Source organism: Bacteroides sp. D55t1_190419_B8 (assembly GCF_015558905.1).
Classification (GTDB): Bacteria; Bacteroidota; Bacteroidia; order Bacteroidales; family Bacteroidaceae; genus Bacteroides; species Bacteroides vicugnae.
The window spans coordinates 73,549-93,547 of the sequence record NZ_JADMOU010000024.1 but is presented as its reverse complement, the minus strand read 5'-3'; the positions used below and the strand labels follow the sequence as shown (position 1 = coordinate 93,547).

Annotated in this window: 13 protein-coding genes; 5 read left to right on the top strand and 8 right to left on the bottom strand. The window is 41.5% G+C overall.

Going from position 1 to position 19,999, the window contains the following annotated elements:
* The first annotated feature begins 166 nt into the window (after window positions 1–166).
* Genes I2I13_RS18275 through I2I13_RS18265 form a run of 3 tightly spaced genes read left to right on the top strand, consistent with a single transcriptional unit; the run spans window position 167 to window position 2,849 of the window.
* Window positions 167–526, top strand: coding sequence for a helix-turn-helix domain-containing protein (locus I2I13_RS18275; protein WP_129733340.1), 360 nt, complete (start codon window positions 167–169; stop codon window positions 524–526).
* Window positions 489–2,528, top strand: a complete 2,040-nt coding sequence (locus I2I13_RS18270; protein ID WP_195650151.1) for an AAA family ATPase — start codon at window positions 489–491, stop codon at window positions 2,526–2,528. The genes I2I13_RS18275 and I2I13_RS18270 overlap by 38 nt, the downstream gene beginning before the upstream one ends.
* A gap of 12 nt (window positions 2,529–2,540) precedes the next feature.
* Entirely contained in the window at window positions 2,541–2,849 is a 309-nt protein-coding gene (locus I2I13_RS18265) for a helix-turn-helix domain-containing protein (RefSeq protein WP_129733338.1), read from the top strand.
* 86 nt (window positions 2,850–2,935) lie between these two features.
* Here I2I13_RS18265 and I2I13_RS18260 read toward each other — a convergent pair whose 3' ends face one another.
* The 6 genes from I2I13_RS18260 to mobC form a co-directional block, all read right to left on the bottom strand.
* Window positions 2,936–8,653, bottom strand: a complete 5,718-nt coding sequence (locus I2I13_RS18260; protein WP_129733337.1) for an N-6 DNA methylase — start codon at window positions 8,651–8,653, stop codon at window positions 2,936–2,938.
* Window positions 8,640–9,086, bottom strand: a complete 447-nt coding sequence (locus tag I2I13_RS18255) for a DUF1896 family protein (protein WP_129733336.1) — start codon at window positions 9,084–9,086, stop codon at window positions 8,640–8,642. Before I2I13_RS18255 ends, I2I13_RS18260 begins: the two co-directional genes overlap by 14 nt.
* 160 nt (window positions 9,087–9,246) lie before the next feature.
* Complete coding sequence (locus I2I13_RS18250) at window positions 9,247–9,573, bottom strand: hypothetical protein (RefSeq protein WP_129733335.1); 327 nt, start codon at window positions 9,571–9,573, stop codon at window positions 9,247–9,249.
* Window positions 9,573–11,663: a type IA DNA topoisomerase gene (locus I2I13_RS18245; protein ID WP_129733334.1), complete on the bottom strand. Its 2,091-nt coding sequence runs from the start codon at window positions 11,661–11,663 to the stop codon at window positions 9,573–9,575. The genes I2I13_RS18250 and I2I13_RS18245 overlap by 1 nt, the downstream gene beginning before the upstream one ends.
* 28 nt (window positions 11,664–11,691) lie before the next feature.
* Window positions 11,692–13,176, bottom strand: coding sequence for a DUF3945 domain-containing protein (locus I2I13_RS18240; protein WP_129733333.1), 1,485 nt, complete (start codon window positions 13,174–13,176; stop codon window positions 11,692–11,694).
* 182 nt (window positions 13,177–13,358) lie between these two features.
* The gene (gene mobC / locus I2I13_RS18235) at window positions 13,359–15,368 is read right to left on the bottom strand and encodes a conjugal transfer protein MobC (protein ID WP_185154804.1); all 2,010 of its coding nucleotides are present in this window, start codon (window positions 15,366–15,368) and stop codon (window positions 13,359–13,361) included.
* A 649-nt stretch (window positions 15,369–16,017) separates the two neighbouring features.
* Here mobC and I2I13_RS18230 point away from each other — a divergent pair.
* Complete coding sequence (locus tag I2I13_RS18230) at window positions 16,018–16,713, top strand: cation diffusion facilitator family transporter (RefSeq protein WP_129733331.1); 696 nt, start codon at window positions 16,018–16,020, stop codon at window positions 16,711–16,713.
* A gap of 136 nt (window positions 16,714–16,849) precedes the next feature.
* On the opposite strand, the gene mobB is transcribed toward I2I13_RS18230, so the two are convergent.
* Both mobB and mobA read right to left on the bottom strand, forming a co-directional pair.
* A complete protein-coding gene (mobB, locus tag I2I13_RS18225) occupies window positions 16,850–18,109 on the bottom strand; it encodes a conjugal transfer protein MobB (protein ID WP_129733330.1) in 1,260 nt (419 codons plus the stop codon).
* Entirely contained in the window at window positions 18,094–18,531 is a 438-nt protein-coding gene (gene mobA, locus I2I13_RS18220; protein ID WP_129733329.1) for a conjugal transfer protein MobA, read from the bottom strand. Before mobA ends, mobB begins: the two co-directional genes overlap by 16 nt.
* 711 nt (window positions 18,532–19,242) lie before the next feature.
* On the opposite strand from mobA, the gene I2I13_RS18215 reads away from it, so the two are divergent.
* Window positions 19,243–19,995, top strand: coding sequence for a ParA family protein (locus I2I13_RS18215; protein WP_129733328.1), 753 nt, complete (start codon window positions 19,243–19,245; stop codon window positions 19,993–19,995).
* The last annotated feature ends 4 nt before the right edge of the window (window positions 19,996–19,999 follow it).

Below are 19,999 nucleotides of genomic sequence, written 5' to 3'. Positions count from 1 at the left end.
AAAAATACCCAATGTAAAGATTCTCACTTTACATTCCTAAAAAAACAAAACTAAAACATTCTGATTATTAGATATTTAGAATGAAATTTCAAAAATAGTTATAGCAACTTGTCATTCTACGTTTTTGCAACTTCCGAACTTTGCATCAATTCAATAAGTAGCAATTATGGATGTCATTACAATAGAATCACAGGCATACAAAGAATTAGTTTCCAAAATTAATGCCATAGCGAAATTCGTGATAGATCATCAGGATGATGATACTACCAACCCGGACGAAATGTGGGTGGACAGTTACGAAGTTTGCACCTTTCTCAAAATCAGCGAACGAACACTTCAACGTTTGCGAAGTAACCGGATGATTTCTTATTCCATTATCTCCGGCAAATCATATTATACCATTGCTGAAATAAAACGGATGCTTACTGAGAAAAGAATCCGCAGCACCGATGAATGTATGAATGACCTTATAAATAATCATAAACTCCATGCTCAACAAAGACGAATTATTAAGACGGACGAATAACGGTTTGGACGTATTCAAACACTATATCCCAGTCCAATGGAAAACAGGACGTAATTTCCTTAATCCTTTGTATGAAGACCGTAAAGCATCGTGCAATGTATATTTTGACCGTCGTAATGGCGTTTATAAAATTAAGGATTTCGGCAATGACGATTACAGTGGCGATTGCTTTTTCTTCGTTGGAAGATTGAACGGTTTGGATTGTAGCAATGGAGCTGATTTTGTCGAAATATTAAAGACAATAAACAGGGATATGGCATTAGGACTGGGTGATTCCGATTACTCTCATACTCTGCAGCCAATCACATCGAACAAACAACAGCCTACGCCTGAACTACCCAAAAACAAACCGTATAATATCATTCAACAAAAATTCACTCAAAAAGAACTGGATTTTTGGAAGCAATCAGGTATTACGCCCGAAATATTGAAATACTACAAAACAGTTTCCCTGAAAGAATTTAGAAGCGAAAATAAAGACAATAAACCATTCTACTATACTTCATCAGAAAATGAGCCTATTTTCGGATATATGAGTAAACGGTATGTGAAGATTTACCGTCCGTTTTCGGAAGTCCGTTTTTTATATGGTGGTAATATCGGGGAGAATTACTGTTTCGGACTGGAGCAATTACCCGCCAAAGGAGATACGCTGTTTATCACCGGCGGAGAAAAAGACGTGATGACACTTGCCGCTCATGGATTCCACGCTATCTGCTTTAATAGTGAAACCTCTATAATCCCGACAGGGATCATCTACAAACTGACATTCCGGTTTAAACATATTGTACTGCTCTATGATGCAGATAAAACAGGAACAGATAGTGCGGTGAAGCATGAAAAGGCATTGTCCGAATATGGTGTTAAACGTCTTGTACTCCCACTTTCGGGAGAAAAAAAGGACAAAGATATTACCGACTATTTCAGTAAGGGTAATAGCCGGAAAGAGTTCCGACAATTATTTCTCGATTTTCTTGATAACCTATATAATGAAACAATGACCATGCTGAAATCATGCGAAATTGATTTTAACAATCCTCCGGCAAAAGCAGAAGAAGTTATATCTGCCGGCGACGTACCACTGGGCACACAGGGTAACATACTTTGTATTACTGGCGGTGAAGGCACAGGAAAAAGCAACTATGTTGCTGCCCTGATTGCAGGTTCGATAAGAAACGACAATCGTCCCATTGATACGTTAGGCGTTGATGTACGGGATAATTCCGACCATAAAGCGGTTTTGCTCTATGATACGGAACAATCGGAAGTACAGCTTTTCAAAAATGTATCAAATCTTTTAAAGCGTGCTAAACTGGAAGAAAAACCGGAAGAACTACGGGCTTTTTCTCTTACGGGAATGTCCCGAAAAGAACGGTTACAAGCTATTGTTCAGAGTATGGATAAGTACCATTACGAATATGAGGGCATTCGCTTAGTTGTCATTGACGGGATAGCAGATTTAGTGTCATCGGCAAATGACGAAGTTGAAAGCATCAGGATTATGGATGAACTATACAGGTTGGCAGGAATATACCGTACCTGTATTATATGTGTGCTTCATTATGTACCCAATGGCTTGAAATTGCGTGGGCATCTTGGTTCGGAATTACAACGCAAAGCTGCTGCAATCCTTAGTATAGAACTTGACAGCGATCCGTCAATATCAGTGGTGAAGGCGCTCAAAGTAAGGGACGGCAGTCCTCTCGACGTTCCTTTAATGCAGTTTTCGTGGGATAAAGAATTAGGTATGCACATATATATCGGAGAAAAACCACGAGAGGAAAAAGAAAAAAGGAAAGAGAAAGAACTGGCGACAGTTGCCCGTGAGATATTCGATTCACAAAGGCATCTGACCTATATAGACCTATGCGACCGCATACAGCAGATAATGGATGTAAAGGAACGTACCGCCAAAAGCTATATTAAATATATGCGAGAGAAAGATATAATTATAAAAGATCCGTCCAATCAAAACTACTTTATGATAGGGCATATCATCTAAAAACGAAATACTATGTATATAGATAGAGAAAATTTTGAAGCATGGATGGAGCGTATCATGGATCGCTTCGACAAAATAGATAAAATACTTGATAAAATGAGTAAACGTAGGAATATGTTAGATGGAGAAATTTTGCTTGATAATCAGGATTTGTGCATGTTGCTTAATGTAAGTAAACGCACCCTGCAACGCTATCGTAGTACCGGAGAACTGCCTTTTCAGACAGTTTATCATAAGACATACTACAAAGAAAGTGATGTTCATATTTTCATCAGGGAAAACTTTAACAAGAAAAGGGGCAACAATAAGAAAAACCCGTGAGGGCATTACTATTTCCATATTTATAGTTTTTATGAATTTATATTCAAAAGCCCGTACCGTCGTGATGACAGGCACGGGCTTTATTTTTACAGTTTGAAATTTTTAGAAGAATCCTTTTTATCCACTTTCGGCGGACTACCACCCACCGATGCAATAACAAGCCTATCGCCCATTATTTCTTTAACTCCCTGCAAAGTATTTGGCAATGGTGCATCCCGAACAGTCGATGTTTCGGTCTTGCCTTGCGACTGGTTCTGATTGGTAGTAGAAACAGTCTTATCAGGTACAGTTTCCGCTTGTCCTTCAGTTTCACTGATTGGAGTAAGTGAGAGCTGAATTTCCCTATCCAACTTTATTAACTCGTCTTTCAGGGTTTTCAGTTCCGGTTCCTTACGCCAAGTACCTTCGACTACTTCTTTCAGTACAGGTATATCCTTTTGCAACTTCTCATTATCCGCTTGATACTTCTCCAAAAGTTTAGGCATGGTATCGAGTGCATTCAGGAAATTTTGTGCTGCGGTCTTCGGATCAGTAGCCATTACCCCGTGATTATAATTGTAGAGAATATTGCCCTCTCCCTTAATAAAGAAACGATTTTGTATAACATCGAAGCCATCTTTATTAGTGGTTTCAGATTTTACCATTAAATCAAAACCGTAAAGTGTACCAATTTTCTCATGCGCTCCATGTGTGCGGGCTTTGTCGGCTATTTCATTTAGCTTCAGCCCGACTTCTTTTGGGTTACTGCCCTGTAATCCGTCTAACTGAACAGGATTCAGGCGGGTAATACCGTCCGGCTGATGCTGAACACGGGTGTTAAACGCTTCAATATCTTTGGATATACGGCTAATAAACCCGTTGTTTTGCTCTACATTGGATATAATATCCTCCAATTTGTAACGTGATGATGACTTGCCACGCATGAATGCCTGTCGTTCGGATTCCAAAGAAGCGATTTTCTTTTCCAATCGTGCTTTCTCCAGTAATTCGGTATTGCCGGAAAGAATTGCCACATATTCAGAGAAGTTCATACCGCCTTTTTCGTCCATACTTCCCTCGTCGATAGTACGGCTACCCAGTGAATTATTTTTCAACTGGCGAATGAAAAGCTGCTTGTTGTGAAGTAAACCGAACTTGTACGCATCTAACGATTTTTCCACAGCATAGATAAGTACATCTACTTTATTATCCGCATATAGCTTCGCAATTTCATTGCCCTTGCGAATGCCCCGACCGTCCCGCTGTTCCAAGTCTGACGGTCGCCAAGGCGCATCTAAATGGTGGATTGCAACGCATCGTTTCTGGGCGTTTACTCCGGTTCCCAACATTTCGGTAGAGCCGAACAATACACGGATTTTACCCTCGTTCATATCCTTAATCATGGTTTTACGAGCCTTATCCGTTTTGGCTTCCTGAATAAAGCGTATTTCGTGAGCCGGGATTCCATAGTCATCCACCAGTTTACGCTTTATCTCGGAGCATGGGTTCCATTCTCCGGGTTTGTAAGTGCCTAAATCGGAGAAAACGAACTGGGTTGCTTTGTGGTCTTTGAATTTTGTGTAGTAGTCTGATACCATTTTAGCCACATGGGAAGCCTTGTTGTCCACATGGTCGCCATATTTAACTGGATCAATCAGTCGCATATCGAGGGACATCTTTCGCGCGTAATCGGTAGCGATAAGCATTTTTGCTTTTTCTTCGCTTTCCGATAATGGCGCACGTCCTAATATTTCACCTTTACCTGTTTTGGCGAACTCTACCAACTTTTGTATAAACTCCTGTTGGTCGGGTGTTGGTGGAATATTATGCAGAATTTCATTCTTTACAGGGCGGTCGATACCAATATCCTCCGCAGAACGATAGTCTGTTATTTCGGCATAAAAAGCTGCCAATTCGGGTACTTTGATAAAATACCGAAAGCGTTCTTTTTGCACAATTTCATTCGTTACCGAAAATTCGTAGTCTATCGACTTTTTGGCGAAGATTGCCGCCCACGCATCGAATGTATTAATACCCTGTCGTTCCAGTTCGTTCGGCCGGAGATACTTGAAAAGCAAGTATAACTCTGTCAAACTGTTGGAAATGGTTGTGCCTGAAAGAAAAGTGGCTCCCAAATCTTTTCCCGTCCTGTCCTGAATGGTACGCAGGGCAAAAAGCATATTCAAGGCACGTTGTGAGCCTTCGGCATTACCCAGACCTGCAACCCTGTCGTGTCGGGTTGTAAAGGTCAGGTTCTTGAATCGGTGGCTCTCATCAACATACAAGTGGTCGATACCCATAAGACGGAAATCTACGGTGTCATCCTTGCGGTTCTCAATCTGGTAGGTTATATTTTCCAATTTGGCTTCAAGGTTTAATTGTCTTTTAACTAAACCTTTTTCCATAGCACGGGAAATCTCCTTTCCTTGTGCCCGTAACACTTCCAGATTTTCTTCTACGCTATCGAGTTCCGCCTGTAATATCCGTTGCTGAATTTCGGGTGACTGGGGTATCATACCAAACTGTTCGTGTGTTAAAATGATTGCATCCCAGTTGTTATTCTTCATTTCGTTGAAAATCTTCGCCCGTTTAGCAGGGGTGAAATCTTCTTTACCCGGATACAACACTTTTGCATTGGGGTAAGCCGTACAGAAAGTTTGGGCTATTTCATGAACATTGGCTTTGAGCGCCATAATGAGCGGTTTATTTACCAATCCCAAACGTTTTTTCTCGTAGGCGCTTACACACATTATCAGGGTTTTACCGCCCCCGACTTCGTGGTCGATAATACCCCCGCCATTGAGTTTATCCATCCAAATTGCATCCTTTTGGCTATTGTATAGGTCGGGAATACCCAAGCCTTTCAGATCCAGTCCCGGAAACTCTTGGTGGCTTCCGTCATACTCCGGACGGACGAAACAATTAAATGTACGGTTGTATTTATCTGCCAGTCGGTCTTTGAACTCCGGTGATTGTTCGTTAAGCCATTCAACGAAACCGTTCCGTATCTCGTCAATCTTGGAATTGGCGAGTTGAATAGATTCGGAATCACGTACCTTGACCTCTTTTATTTCCCCGTCAATCAACTTATTGACTTTCTTTGTTATATCAGGAGAGGTATTATGCAAGGCGTGTTTCATCAGGGCGATACCGTCGAAAGTCCGGCTTGTTGCCTTAACAGCGTACTGATCCCATATCTTGATATTTTTGCTGTCGGCTTTGAGCGTGTATTCATCACGGCTTTGAGCATAATGCACCGATACATTCGTATCAAACAAATGTGAAGCGTATTTGCTGTAAATGCCCGACGGTATCCACCGTTCTCCGAAATTAAAATCCAAATCTTCGAATGCTATCGGACGGGGTATTGCTTCTTTCAGAGCCTTTAATGATTCTTTTGCCGCTTCATTGTCGGGGTGGTTTTCTATATACCGCTCTACGTGTTCCGCTTTGGAGATAACATTACCACTTATGAACTTGTCTTTAATTTCATAAGAGCCTATCATTGGATTGAAAAATACCTGCCCTTTGAGTTCCTCCAGTATTTCATCCGAAGTCCCCCCTGTAAGCCCTGCCATATATTCAAGGTTTACCGTTGCATGTTTATTGAGCGAAGCGGTCAGGGCTTCCCGTGCATTATCGGCATGGGTAATCTCATTGGGATTAAAGGCAACCGGTTGTTGAAATATATCTGCTTTGACGGCTTTACCGTCGATATACCGTTCCAGAGAAAGAATTTCCGTTCCTCCGGCATCCATTTTTATAAGACTAAGATTTTTCGCATCGTTTATATTTCCGAAACGGCGGGTAAAATCATCATACAGTCGGTTAAGCATTTCCCTTAATGCAGGATTGGCTTCCAACCTTGTTGCTTCGTTGCTGTACAGGTGGTGATAAGTGTCCCGTATTTCAATATAAAGGGATGCTTTCGCCTGCTGTGTTCCGGTGAGCTGAAGCGGATGGAACATCGGCTGAAATCCATTCAAATCACGCAAATAACCGATACGATTATTTTCGTCGGTAACAAGTGAGCCATCACGGTAATGGGACGGTATATCTTCCAATAGGAAAGGAACAGGTTTCATGCGTTCCTGCTGTTCCCGTTCGGCTTCCTCTTTCAGCCGTTCCAACTGTTCTTCCCGACGGGCATCGAATACGGGATAGGCCTCGGCGCTTTCCTGTTGTAGCTTTTCCCGTTGCTGCGCTGCATTATGCGCCATTTCTTCCCGCCAGTCCATAAACGGCAGTTCCTTTGACTTGCTTGCCTGTAATTTGAATTTTCTACCTCTCTTTTTGGGTTTGTTTACCTGACTGCGTTCCTCTTGGGTAAAGCCGAAAAGGTCATAGAGCGTTATTAATGGTTCCTGCGTTACGGACTGGGGTTTCGCCTCCGTAGTCGGCGCTTTTTTAATGGCAGGATCATCCATATCGAAAAGAGTACCTCTAAAAGTATTTGGAGCAGCCGGTTGTCTTTCTTCTGTTTCATTCTGCTTTTTTTCTTTAATTCCAAAATCTTCGGGTTGTGGCGGACGTTCGGCATACAGTTTTCTGTCCATTTCAGAAGCGTAATCACTTAATTCCTGAATATCCTGTTCGGTTATCTGATTGCTGTTATCCAATTTTGCAGATTGAGATTGTTGTGTTACCGACTGTGCCGGGTTTTCCTGTGCATAGTTTTGGTAACGCTGCAAATCCAAATGTTTTGAAAAATCATCTTTCAGCATTTGCCGCAAATCTGTGGCTATTCCCTCAATACCGCCTTCATGGGTAAAAACAATAGCAGGTTTGCCGTATGGATCGGTGTCGATTTTGGAACGGGTTTGTACTACTCTGTTGAAATCACGGAACAGGTTATTAATAGATATGCCGTTAGATAATTTGCGGGATTCGATAAAATCCTGCTGTCGTTGGCTTGGAACTATATTTTTATTATTCCGTTGTAATACAATCAGGTCGCTGCCGACATCAGTTCCGGCATGGTCGGAAAAGAGGTTGTTCGGCAAACGGATAGCTGAAACCACATCGCAAGAGTTCATCAGGTATTCCCGTATCGGTTTGTTTTGTTCCGAATTGAGTACGCCCTGACTGGTAATAAAGGCGATTAACCCGCCTTCTCTGGCCGACATGACACTTTTTACAAAAAAGTAGTTGTGTATCGCCTGTGTCGATTGTTTGACGGCGGGTATTTCATGGTTGGACAGTAGCGGATCGAATACCGAAACATCTCCAAAAGGGATATTAGATGCAATCACATCAAAATGCTGTGAATAGCGTCCTTCCATTTTTTCGTAACCTTCAATCCGTACCTTATCATCAGGATAAAGGTGCGATAGAATTTTACCTGTTAGCAGGTCTTTTTCAAAACTGGTTACGTTAGCTTCAGGTGCAATATCTTTGAAAGAAGAAATAAACGCACCTGTTCCGGCACTGGGTTCTAAAAAGCGTGTCGGAGTTATACCGCTATCCTTTAGTGCATCCGCTAACACATCAATAACAGGCTTCGGCGTATAAAATGCCGTAAGGATAGAACTTTTCAGGGAACTGACATAGCGTTTGTAAACTTCCGGTGTGGGAGAACTTTCACGGAGTACCTCGTGGAGTTCTTGCACCAACGGGAAAAGCTCGACTTCGGATTTAGACCACCGCTCAATATCTTCGGGTTTGTCGGCAGGGTTAAGGATTGCCTTAATCCCTCCAAAGCCTGAATATTTTGCGAGTATTTCCCGTTCTTCGGGTGTTGCCTTTTTTTGTTCCTTGTCGAGCCTTAACGCTAACTTTATTGCGTCAATATTCTGACGCAAATGAGTTCGCTTATTGTAACTCATTTTCGAGCAGTATCAGGATCGTGCCGACAAGCTCTGTATAAAGCGACTGGTACTCTGTCGTTTCGGCATAATCATCACTAAGGTTGTATTTAGCAAATACCGCCTGACATTCGGGCATTAGTTCTTTTGCCTTTGCCTGGGCACCACCCGGAGAAACTTCGTCGAAAAACTCGTTCCAAAGTATTTCAACTACTATATTATAAGGTGAAAAGTGTAAGCCTTTGAATAAGGCTTCGTTTGCAATTTCGGCAGCTTGAATATGGTCTAAACCGCTTTTTACGGCTTCGCTGTACGCTTCGGCTGCCATATCCCCACGTCCGGCAATAAATGAAAGGTCATTTGCTTTGTCGGGGTGGGAATCACGTAAATAAGAAAGTAGATTGAGCCGGAAGTATGACATTTCCGCAGGCTCTAAATTTGAATTGTATTTCATAACTATGAATTTTTTAGTGGAAAACTATTGATACGGATAAGCAAAAGGCACCGGGGTATCCCTCCCCAGTGCCACCACTAAAAAATTCAATAGGATAGATTTAATAATTTCTCATTAAAACCTGTGCCATATGAACTTCTTAGTGGCAAAGATAGCTGTTTTATTCCAATTTATACAAGTCAGAACAGTACAGGACTGAGCGATTTACATTGTGAATAACATTGATGACCTTAATTTCCTTACCGATACACGTAGTTAGCGAATTAATATTATCAAGCATATTTAATTCGCAGTCATCAAGCGATTTCGCCCATTCTATAAAGAACTCTTCCAATGAAATAAATTCTCCGATTCTTGGAATAGTAGGATATGGAAAATCATGACTTTTACAATAATCAATAAAAGAATATAGCATTTTAGTCGGCTTATCCAGATTTGCATTTCTCGTCAATGCCTGTCCTAAATTTAATAACAAACTTATTTTCATTACTTTTTCCTCTTTTTGGAATTATCAAATTGGAATATCGTTTTATACTCTGCATCAAAAGCTACGGCAGCATCAAAAGGCTTATTTTCTTTACTCTTAAAGCCTTTGATAGTACCTGTCTTGCCTTTGGTAAGCAGGTCTTTCAGTTGTCCGTCCGTCAGGTCTTTTCCTGATTTATTCCGGAATACTGTCAGTCCGCAAGCCTCATTGTTACATTTTGCAACCTTTTGGAATATTACTACCTGACCGTTTTTACATTTCGGACATGGACAGCTCTCTCTTGTATTGCCGCCTTCGATTTTCTTCTCCAGTAATTCGGTGGTAATCTGTGCGGCATATACTTCGATACTTCTATGAAAGGTATCGGCATCCATTTCTCCCGTTGCTATTTTATTCAATGCGCTTTCCCATGCTCCGGTCATAGCTACGTCCGCTATTTTTTTATCACGGATAGCCAGATAGACTACCAATCCTTTATTGGTAGGAACAAGGGATTTTTTTTCACGCTGAATATATTCACGGGAGAAAAGCGTTTCGATAATAGCGGCACGGGTGGCAGGTGTTCCGATACCCGATTCTTTGAGCGCTTCCCGTTCCGTTTCGTCGGTAAGGTCTTTACCACAGGTTTCCATAGAAGATAATAAACTACTTTCCGTATGTAATGGGCGGGGCTTGGTTTGTTTCTCCAGTAAGTCCGTTCCGTTAATGGGAAGTACATCCCCATCGGACAGGGATGGAAGTGCCGGAGCATCGTCTTCGCCTTTTTCTTCATCAGGTGCGTTCAATACGGCACGCCAACCGGGAATAAGGATAATGCTACCTTTGACTGAAAAAGCAATGCCCGAAGCATCCAAAGAAACGCTTGTGTTTTCTTTGGTGCATTTGCCGGAAAAGGCTTCCAACATTCGGGCAGCAATCATATCGTATATGATACGTTGGTCGGCTGAAATATCTTTCGGCATATTTTCGGTGATAATCAGAGCATGGTGGTCTGTTACTTTCTTATCATTTACAGAACGCCTGTTCAGGCTTGCCCCTGACATTATTTTTGCATAGTTGCCGAATGGAGCGTAACCGGATAACTGACCTATAAGGGCGGGTATCTCGGCAAAAACATCATCGGAAATATAACGGCTGCCCGTTCTTGGATAGGAAATAAGTTTCGCTTCGTAAAGCGACTGGGCTACCGACAGGGTTTTATCTGCTGAAAAACTATGGCGGCTGTTCGCTTCTTTCTGCAAAGTAGTCAAATCGTAGAGCAATGGCGGTTCCTGATTGGCTTCTTTCTTTTCTACGCTTATCACGTTTACGGATTCGGCGGATCGGACACGGTTTAAGATGTCGTCTGCCTCCTGCTTTGTGTTGTACCGTTCTGTGGAAATAGCGGCGAACTGGGTTGCATCTTTTGCCGTATGCAATTTTACCTGAAAATAGGTTTGCGGTTTGAAATCTTTGTTTTCCAGATAACGGCTGCATATCATGGCGAGTGTAGGTGTTTGCACCCGTCCCAATGACCATACGCCGTGCCCGGCTGATATTGACAGGGCTTGTGAAGCGTTTATCCCGACAACCCAATCGGCTTGGCTCCGGGCTTTTGCCGAACGATACAGGTTGTCGTACTCTTTTCCCGGACGTAGGTTCTCCAATCCTTTGCGGATAGCCTGATCCGTGAGAGAGCTTATCCAAAGACGGTCGAAAGGGCGGGAACACTCCAGATAATTATATATATATCTGAAAATTAACTCCCCTTCACGTCCTGCATCGGTCGCAACCACTATACGCTCACATTTATTAAATAACTCTTTGATAACTTTAAGTTGTTTCATTGTGCCCGGATCAGGTTTGTATTCTTTACCGTCCTTTACCTGACGAGGCAATAACTTAAATTCGGCAGGAAGTATCGGTAGGTTTTCAGCCTGAAATCCTGTAATACCATAGTCCTGCGGCATTGCCAGTCCTATGAGGTGGCCAAATGCCCACGTTACACAATATCCGTTCCCTTCTAAATAACCGTCCTTGCGGTTATCCGCACCAACGATAGCCGCTATATCACGGGCTACGCTTGGCTTTTCTGCAATTATTACTTTCATTTACTATTGGATTTTTTAGTGGTTGGTATTACATTTTATGTCCTGTGGACTTTTTCACAGGTTTCCTAATCTGCTTCTGCTCTTGCTGCTTTTCGGTCGGGTTTTGCTGACCTTGTTTCAGGGGTTCATTTGAATGTTTGGTTGCTTCATTGGTTTTACCCTGTGAATTGACTGCTACCTGTGTCTTATTGCCTTCGGCAACTTTCACATCCGCACCTTGCTTTTTGGCTCTGTCCGGGTTCCACTTAAAGAAATCCAGTTTGCCTTTTTCCTGATTGACCTTTACATAGGCATTGAAAGGCTCGCCCTTTCCGTCTTTCATCATACCCTGAACATAGACGGCTTTTCCTTCCCGGAGAGAACTTTGTTGTTTATCGTCCAAATCAACGCCTAAAAGTTTTTTAGGAATACGGACTTGGTTCTGCTGTTCTCCGTTCTGGCTTTGTTCCTGTCTATTGTTCTGCTGATACTTATTGCGGTCTAATCCGTCATAATTGAAATCGTAACCGCCTTTGGCTGCATTAAACTGAACATAAGCATCGAATTTTTTAGGATTATCGGTACCTATTGTCTTTTTGGAGGTCATACCCTCTACGAGTACCTTTTTCCCTTCTTTTAATGCCTGTTGTTGTTCAGGAGATAACTCAACACCTTTCAGGTTTTGAGATACTGTGAGCTTATCAAGGGGTACGGCTTCCAAACGGTTAGTCTGCTTGTCGATAGAAATAAGCGACGGTACTTTTTCGCCCGGTCTTGGCTCCAGTTCTACCACCCTACCACTGTTACCCGTTGCTAACAGGTTTTCTTTTACGTCATTGGGGAGCATAATGCCCTGAAACGGTTTTTCCAAATCAACCTGCTGTTGGTATGGATGCGGGGTAAATTTCAGGCTGCCATCCGGCTGTTCCTCCAGTGAAAGACGGGCTTTCATGGGATATTCTACTCCCTCTATTTTGGGGTTGATATCTACAAGGTGCGGAGATTTATACCCGTAACTCATGGCTTTGAGTTCGCCCTCCAGATTTTCGGGCTTGATACCGTATTTCTGATATTCACTTTCAGGGATACGGCTTGTGTCGAATTGCTTAAATTCGGTCTTCTGTTCGGTTGCTGGTGTTGCTTCCATTTTTTCTTCTTTTTTTTCGGTTTGAACTTGCTTTTCACTCTCTTTGGTGGATTGTTCCTGCTGATTCATATAATCTTTCGGATTGATACGATACTTCTCCAAATCTTCATCACTTAGTTTTAATACTTTATCAAGCATATCGACGGTAACCGCATAGAATCCTGTATGCGACGGGTTTTTAGCTTGATTAAAGAAGTTTTTGAAAAAGTTTTCAAGGGGATCGGCGTGTTTGTCAATTTTGATAAAATCGGTTTGCTTCGCCTTCATGGGATCAATGGCATCAATTTTACCTTTTTTGTCGATGCCTTTCACGACTTTGAGTTTGTTGCCTTCTCCTTCATCTCGCATCAGGAGAACTTTGTCTTTCGGATTTAATTTTTCATCCATAATAAAAACTGTTTTTGTTCTGCATCACTATTAATGCAGAATAAAAGTAGCGGTAATCAAGAGGTTAGCTGTTGATTTTTCGGCAGGTGGTCGCTTGTGGCTTCGATTTGGCAGTGAGTGGCGTTATAGGAAAAACAAAGAGCCGGAAATCCGGCTCTCCTACATTATATATATATGTATATTTATTCTTGTTGCTGTAATAAATGAGCCAATGAAGGATCATCCTTAATGCGTTGTAGTTCTTCTGCAACAATTTGTTTGGTTTCCTCTTTGATACGGTTATAGTTGAGCTGTATCTGCTCTTTCATCTTATCTACTCCGTTTTCGTCTTTAAAGTCGGTAATAATAGGAATAGATTGATAAGCCTTAGTTTCGGCAGCTACCTTTGCATTATCTACAACTATTTCACAATGGAAAATTTTCTGCTCGATACGTTCATCAAAGTTGTCGGCAATCGCTCCGACAAACATCCCTTGTGTCAAGTTACTGATTTTGGACGGTGGTATCAAGCTATCCATCTGGGTACTTATAGAGGTCGATTTATCATTGCGGTTAATAGTCATAGACTGGCGTTTCTGTAAGACTTTACCAAATCTATCGGATAATGTTTTTGCAGTTTCTCCCACAACCTGACCGCTAAAAACATTTCCTACGGTGTTCATCACAACTTTTGCTTCCTTATCCCCGTAGTCCCTTATTAGCTGCGAAAAATCCTGAAAGCCCAAAAGCACAGCAACCTTATTACTACGGGCTGTTGCGATCAAATTGTCAAGACCTTTGAAATAAATTGTCGGTAATTCGTCGATTACGACCGAACTCTTTAATTGCCCTTTTTTGTTTATCAATTTAACTATTCTGGAATTGTAAAGTCCCAAAGCTGCGCCGTATATATTTTGCCTATCGGGGTTATTGCCTACGACTAATACCTTCGGATCATCAGGGTTGTTTATATCAAGCGTGAACTCATCACCGCTCATTACCCAGTATAATTGCGGGCTAATCATTCTTGAAAGCGGTATTTTAGCACTTGCTATCTGTCCCTGCAACTGTTCCATTGCGCCCCCAAGCCACGCGTCCATAAAGGGACTTAGGTAGTTTTCCAGTTCGGGATAACTTGTCAAAATAGGGAAAATATCTTCATACCTTTTATTCAGGAACTCTATCGCATGAGGGAATGTGCAATATTTTCCGTCTTTATAAATTCGGAGATACCATATAATAGCAGCAAACAGAATTATCGGAGATTCCACAAAGAAGTCGCCTTGTTTTTGCACCCATGTTTTATTAAGGTTAAGCATAATTGTATAACTCGATTCGTAAGCATCGCTAATATCTTCCATGAAAGAAGGGTTGATTGGATTACATCGGTGTGAACGGCTCGGATCGTCGAAGTTTATCACGTAAAACGTGGGGACTTTTTTGTAGCCTAATTGATTGTTCAGTAAATGATTATAAGCGATTGTAGAAAGGTCAGGAAACTTAAAATCATACACGTACATTGAAAATCCTTTCTCAATTTGTTGCTTAATGTATTGATTAACAACAGCGTATGACTTCCCACTGCCCGGAGTTCCTAACACAATACTTGCACGAAAAGGATTTACAACGTTTATCCAACCCCGCCATTCTTTTTTCTTATACCAGAATTTCGTAGGCAGGTTCACGGAATATTCACTCTGTAATAGCCGTGTTTCCTGCATAAAACTCTCGTTCTCCGTGTTGAATACGTCGTCGAACATATTGTTTTTGAGTAAACGGCTCATCCATAATCCACCGACCAAAAGGAACAGATAACCTGCTGCCATTGTCAGGATGTAAAAACCTGTTGTAGCCGATGCAGGTAATGGCAATTCAAGTATCCACCAATTCATAAAGAACAGGATAAAACCTATTGTCAGAAAAACATAGATTTTCGGCCAAGTGATTTTTTCCTCTTTAACTCCCTTAGTTCCCAGACACGAAAGGGCAAGGAAAACAACGGCAAATAATTTGGTATAAAGAATACTACCGAATAGTCCGGCAGTCCGGTCAAAGTTCAGTAGTATCTTATCAACTACCGAAATATTGATTCCCCATTCACGCAAAGCGTAATAGCAAAACCAATAAATGTTTATCACTACAAAAATAATACTGATTGCCCTCATGAACTCCATCACTTTGGCAAGTCCTCTTAAATCATCTTCTTGTTGCATAATCTTTAAAAATTAAAAGTTTGAGAAGCGAAATTAGAGAGGTTGTTCTTGTAAATGATTGATTTTCTGTCATGTGGTCGCTTGTGGCTTCGATTTGGCAGCGAGTGGCGCTAAAATGGAATAAGAGGTACCTTATAAGTAAATACCTTAAAATAGTGATTTACTATTTTAAGGAATATTGCTAAATTTGAGGCGTGAAATTTTTGACCATCATAGTCGTTACTTTACTGTCCCTGCAAATAGGATTCACTAATACTGTTTTGCAGGAAATATATCGCTTGCCTTTTTTAATCCAACATTATTGCGAACACACTGAAGAAACATCCATTGACTTAAAAGATTTTTTTAAACTGCATTATTCCGAAAATGAGCATAAAACGAAAAAAAAGGCAAATCACAATCACGCATCTTTGCCTTTTCATAACTCACTTAATACAGTACATATTAATCCTTTTATATTTGCGGAACATTCTTTCGACAATCCTGAAAAACCATTTGCCATAAAATCCGATATTAAAATACCGGATCACACATATTATATTCCTCAAAATCTTATTAACTCAATCTGGCATCCACCCAAGAATAATATTTTATAAATAACTTCTTAGCTAAATAATAAGACGATTATCCAAATAAAATATTAATCATCATGGGAGATAAACATAATCATGCGGAGAATAATCATCCGCATACTAAAAATCATACACATACCAACGAACAGAAAACCAAATGGGTTGTTTTGCTGACAGCCGCAACAATGGTAGTAGAAATTAGCTTCGGGTACTGGACTAACTCAATGGCATTATTAGCTGACGGCTGGCACATGGCTTCCCATGTACTTGCTTTAGGTCTGACATGGGTTGCTTACTATGCAGCCCGTAAGTATTCACAAACAGAAAATCACTCATTCAATAAAGGGAAACTATTGGCTTTATCCGGCTATACGAGTGCCGTAGCATTGCTGATTGTAGCTGTATTGATGGCAGTTGAATCCGTACAAAGGTTAATGAATCCAGTAGATATATTTTTCAAGGAAGCTATTATCGTTGCCATTGTTGGATTGATTGTAAATGCTCTAAGTGCAGTATTCCTGCATCACGATCATGAGCATCGTGACCATAATATCCACTCGGCATACCTACATGTATTGGCTGACGGATTAACAAGTATAACCGCTATTATTGCCCTAACTATCGGAATGTTTTGGCAGATATATTGGTTAGATTGTTTGAGTGGTATAATAAGCTCGGTAGTAATAACAAAATGGGCTATTGATCTGATGAAAGGTTCGGGTAAAGATTTAATTGACTATAAAAAAAAGCAACACACGGCAGATCCAGAATAAATATAGTTAATTACAGACAATAACTTTGTTGATTCAACATCCTAATGGGCAAGTTATTAATTATAAAAGACGAAATCAATAACCTGATTCCGTCTTTTATCGTATAGGTGAAATGACAAACAAAACCTATATTTTATTACATCTGCCTGCCATACCTGCGCTTCTTTTTTTTCTTACGACGTGGTAATGGCATTTCTTCTTTAGGATGGTTCTCCGGCTCCGGATTAAGAATTGAGAAAAGCCCACCGGTTACACTATCCGAAGTGTAACTGTTATCATGGTGCGTGCCTGGCTGAATATTATTGTAAACATCAGAAAGGCGTGTGTCTTTGACTGGCTCTTGTGCTTGTTCCTGTTTTCCACCGTACAGGTCATTGAAAACATTAGCGGAATACTCTTTACCCAATCGGGAACCGTTCAGTATGGTGCGGGTAGTATGGTCTATGAATGTAGCGCCATATATCCGTCCTTCATCATTCCGCCTAAACAGAACATCAATACCCTGCTGCCTTAGCTTCGCTCGGAACTCGCTCTCACTTTGGCTGCCCTGCTTGGCTTCCGATACCGCTTTTAATGTATGTGTCTTCAGGTTTTTAGTTTTGATGCGTTCGGCAGATTTCTCCATACGCTTTTCCAGTCCATCGTAACCGACTGACTTCCCGAATATGGAAGACTTTAGCGGATTGCCGACCTTGTTGCCCTCACTATCCAAAGCGGAATAAAGCAATCCCCGATAAGGCTTTCCTTTTGCCTCGCCTTTCAGTTCCTCAACATTTATATTATATAAGGAAAGGACGGCTTTATATTCTCCCATGCTTTGAAAGTGATACATAGAAGCCAGCGGTTTGATAACGGATGCAATCTGCTTTTTAAGGTTTCCCTTTGAAAAATCGACAGGGGTTAGTTCCCATTGTTCACCCTGCTTTTGTCCTTCTGCCGGATGCAAGTTATATTCCCGTTCCAAATCTTCTGTTATAGCCTTACTTCGTTCATGTTCTTTTCCATCATAAACCTTTTTTCCGTCGCTTTTTACCCGAAGCGATACAATGTGCATATGCTCCCGCTCAATGTCCTCATGCTTGAATATCAGATAAGGTTGATCGCCATACCCCAATCGTTTCATGTATTCCCTTCCGATATCTACCAGTTGGTCATCTGTCAAAACATCATCCTCATGTGGATTCAGGGATACATGGAAAACGTGTTGTTCGGTACGGAAGTGCGACGGGATAAACTGCATGAAGTCCTCAATACAATCAATAACGTTGAAGTGTCCATCGGCAGGTTCAAACACAAGATTCGCACCTAATATCTTTCCCAGACCTTTATCAACCTTTTCCTGATTGTACGTCAATGCACCGTACAGGTTACTACCGATGTTTATTTTTGCAACCATTGTTCCTTAAATTCTTCCGATAATTCCAGAATTTTTTTCCCCGTTTCTGCCAGTTCTACCGTTGCCTTTTCCAATTTATAGAGCAAAGCAAGTGCTTTCTTTTCTGAAAAATTGGTATGCAATTCCTTTACAACCTGATTGTAATTCGTCCCAACGGAACGGAATTGTGCGTAAAAAGATGTGAGTTTAGTAACGTATTCCATAGCGGAACGGTCGATTTTTACCACTCGAAACTCGTCCCCGAAAACACGGGCAGCGATAAAACGAGCCTTCGATTGTAGCCCTGATTGCTCAAACATGGTGAGGAACCGGGCATGTTCTACTGCGGTGAAGTTTACCGAATAACGGTAATTCGCCGGATCATTCTTGGGGTTTCTACCCCCTTTTCCCCTTTTGGGGAGATTCTTTGCTTTTTCATTCATACGTCGGATTTTTTAGTGGTATAATCCGTCGTTAGGCACCCTTGCCGCCTTAACAATCATCGCCCGAATGATTCATTATAAGCAACCGACTTCGGAGGTTGCGCCCCCCCGGAGGGGCAAGCGTTTTTTGCAGCAGAACTTGTTTCGTGCAGCAAAAAACACAGCTTGCTATTTGCCATGACGCAAATAAAATCTGTCCTGAACAGGGACAGATATGAATGCGAGTAAACGAGCGAAAATGGCGGTCGGATATCTCCCGACATTTCATGCAGCAAAGTTATAGGCTAAAGTAACGTGCTGTATTCCAAGCAGCGAAGCCACTCGCTGCCAAATCGACGCCACTCACTGCCACCTCGTGAAAAAGTGATGATTCTGCTAATAAATAGGTTTTTATTTGCAGAGAAAATGACTGTATGAACAGACAGCCGGATAGCTAAATGAATAGCTGTACGGATATAAAAACATACAGTCGGCTATATGGAGATACAGCCGGATTAATAGCTAAACAAATGGCTGAACAAACAAATGACTGGCTAAACGGCTAAACGTTCCAACGGCTAAACAGACGGACAGACAAACAGCCAAATGGCTAAACGGTCAAACGGACGGACAGATGAACGGATAACTAATCAAACGTATGGCTGAACAGACAGACGGTTGTTCAACCGGACAGAGATACAAACGATGTATAATAATTAAAAATTTCAGACAATGGAAAAGAAAACTTTGAACGTGGCTTTCAGTACCCAAAAGGGGGGAGCCGGAAAAACAACTCTTACGGTGTTGGTTGCTTCTTACTTGCACTATGTGAAAGGCTATAACGTAGCCGTGATTGATTGCGACTTTCCACAACACTCGATTGCGGAAATGCGTGAGCGTGATATAAAAATGTCGATGGATGATGACCATTACAAGCTCATGGCTTACGAACAGTTTTCTGCATTGGGTAAAAAGGCTTATGAAGTTATCGAAAGCAGCCCAGAAAATGCTATGGAAGATGCACAGGAAGTTATTGAAGTATTGCAGCCTGACTTCGTATTTTTCGACCTGCCCGGAACAATCAACAATCCGGCAGTTGTACACACGCTTTCACTCATGGATTACATTATTGCTCCGATCAGTGCTGACAGGTTGGTACTGGAAAGCACCCTGCAATATGTGATTACGGTCAATGATGCCCTGATTACGCCCGGCAAAGCAAAAATCAAAGGGCTGTACCTGCTTTGGAATCTCGTTGATGGTCGGGAGAAAACCGAACTCTACGAAGTGTATGAAGATGTGATTGATAAACTGGGTTTCCCGCTTTTCAAAACATTCCTGCCCGACAGTAAGCGGTTCCGCCGGGAGCAGTCGGTAAACCACAAAGCCCTGTTCCGCTCTACACTGTTCCCTGCGGACAAAGCATTGGTAAGAGGCAGTAACCTCGATGCCCTGATAGATGAAATGTTGGAAACTTTAAAATAACCGA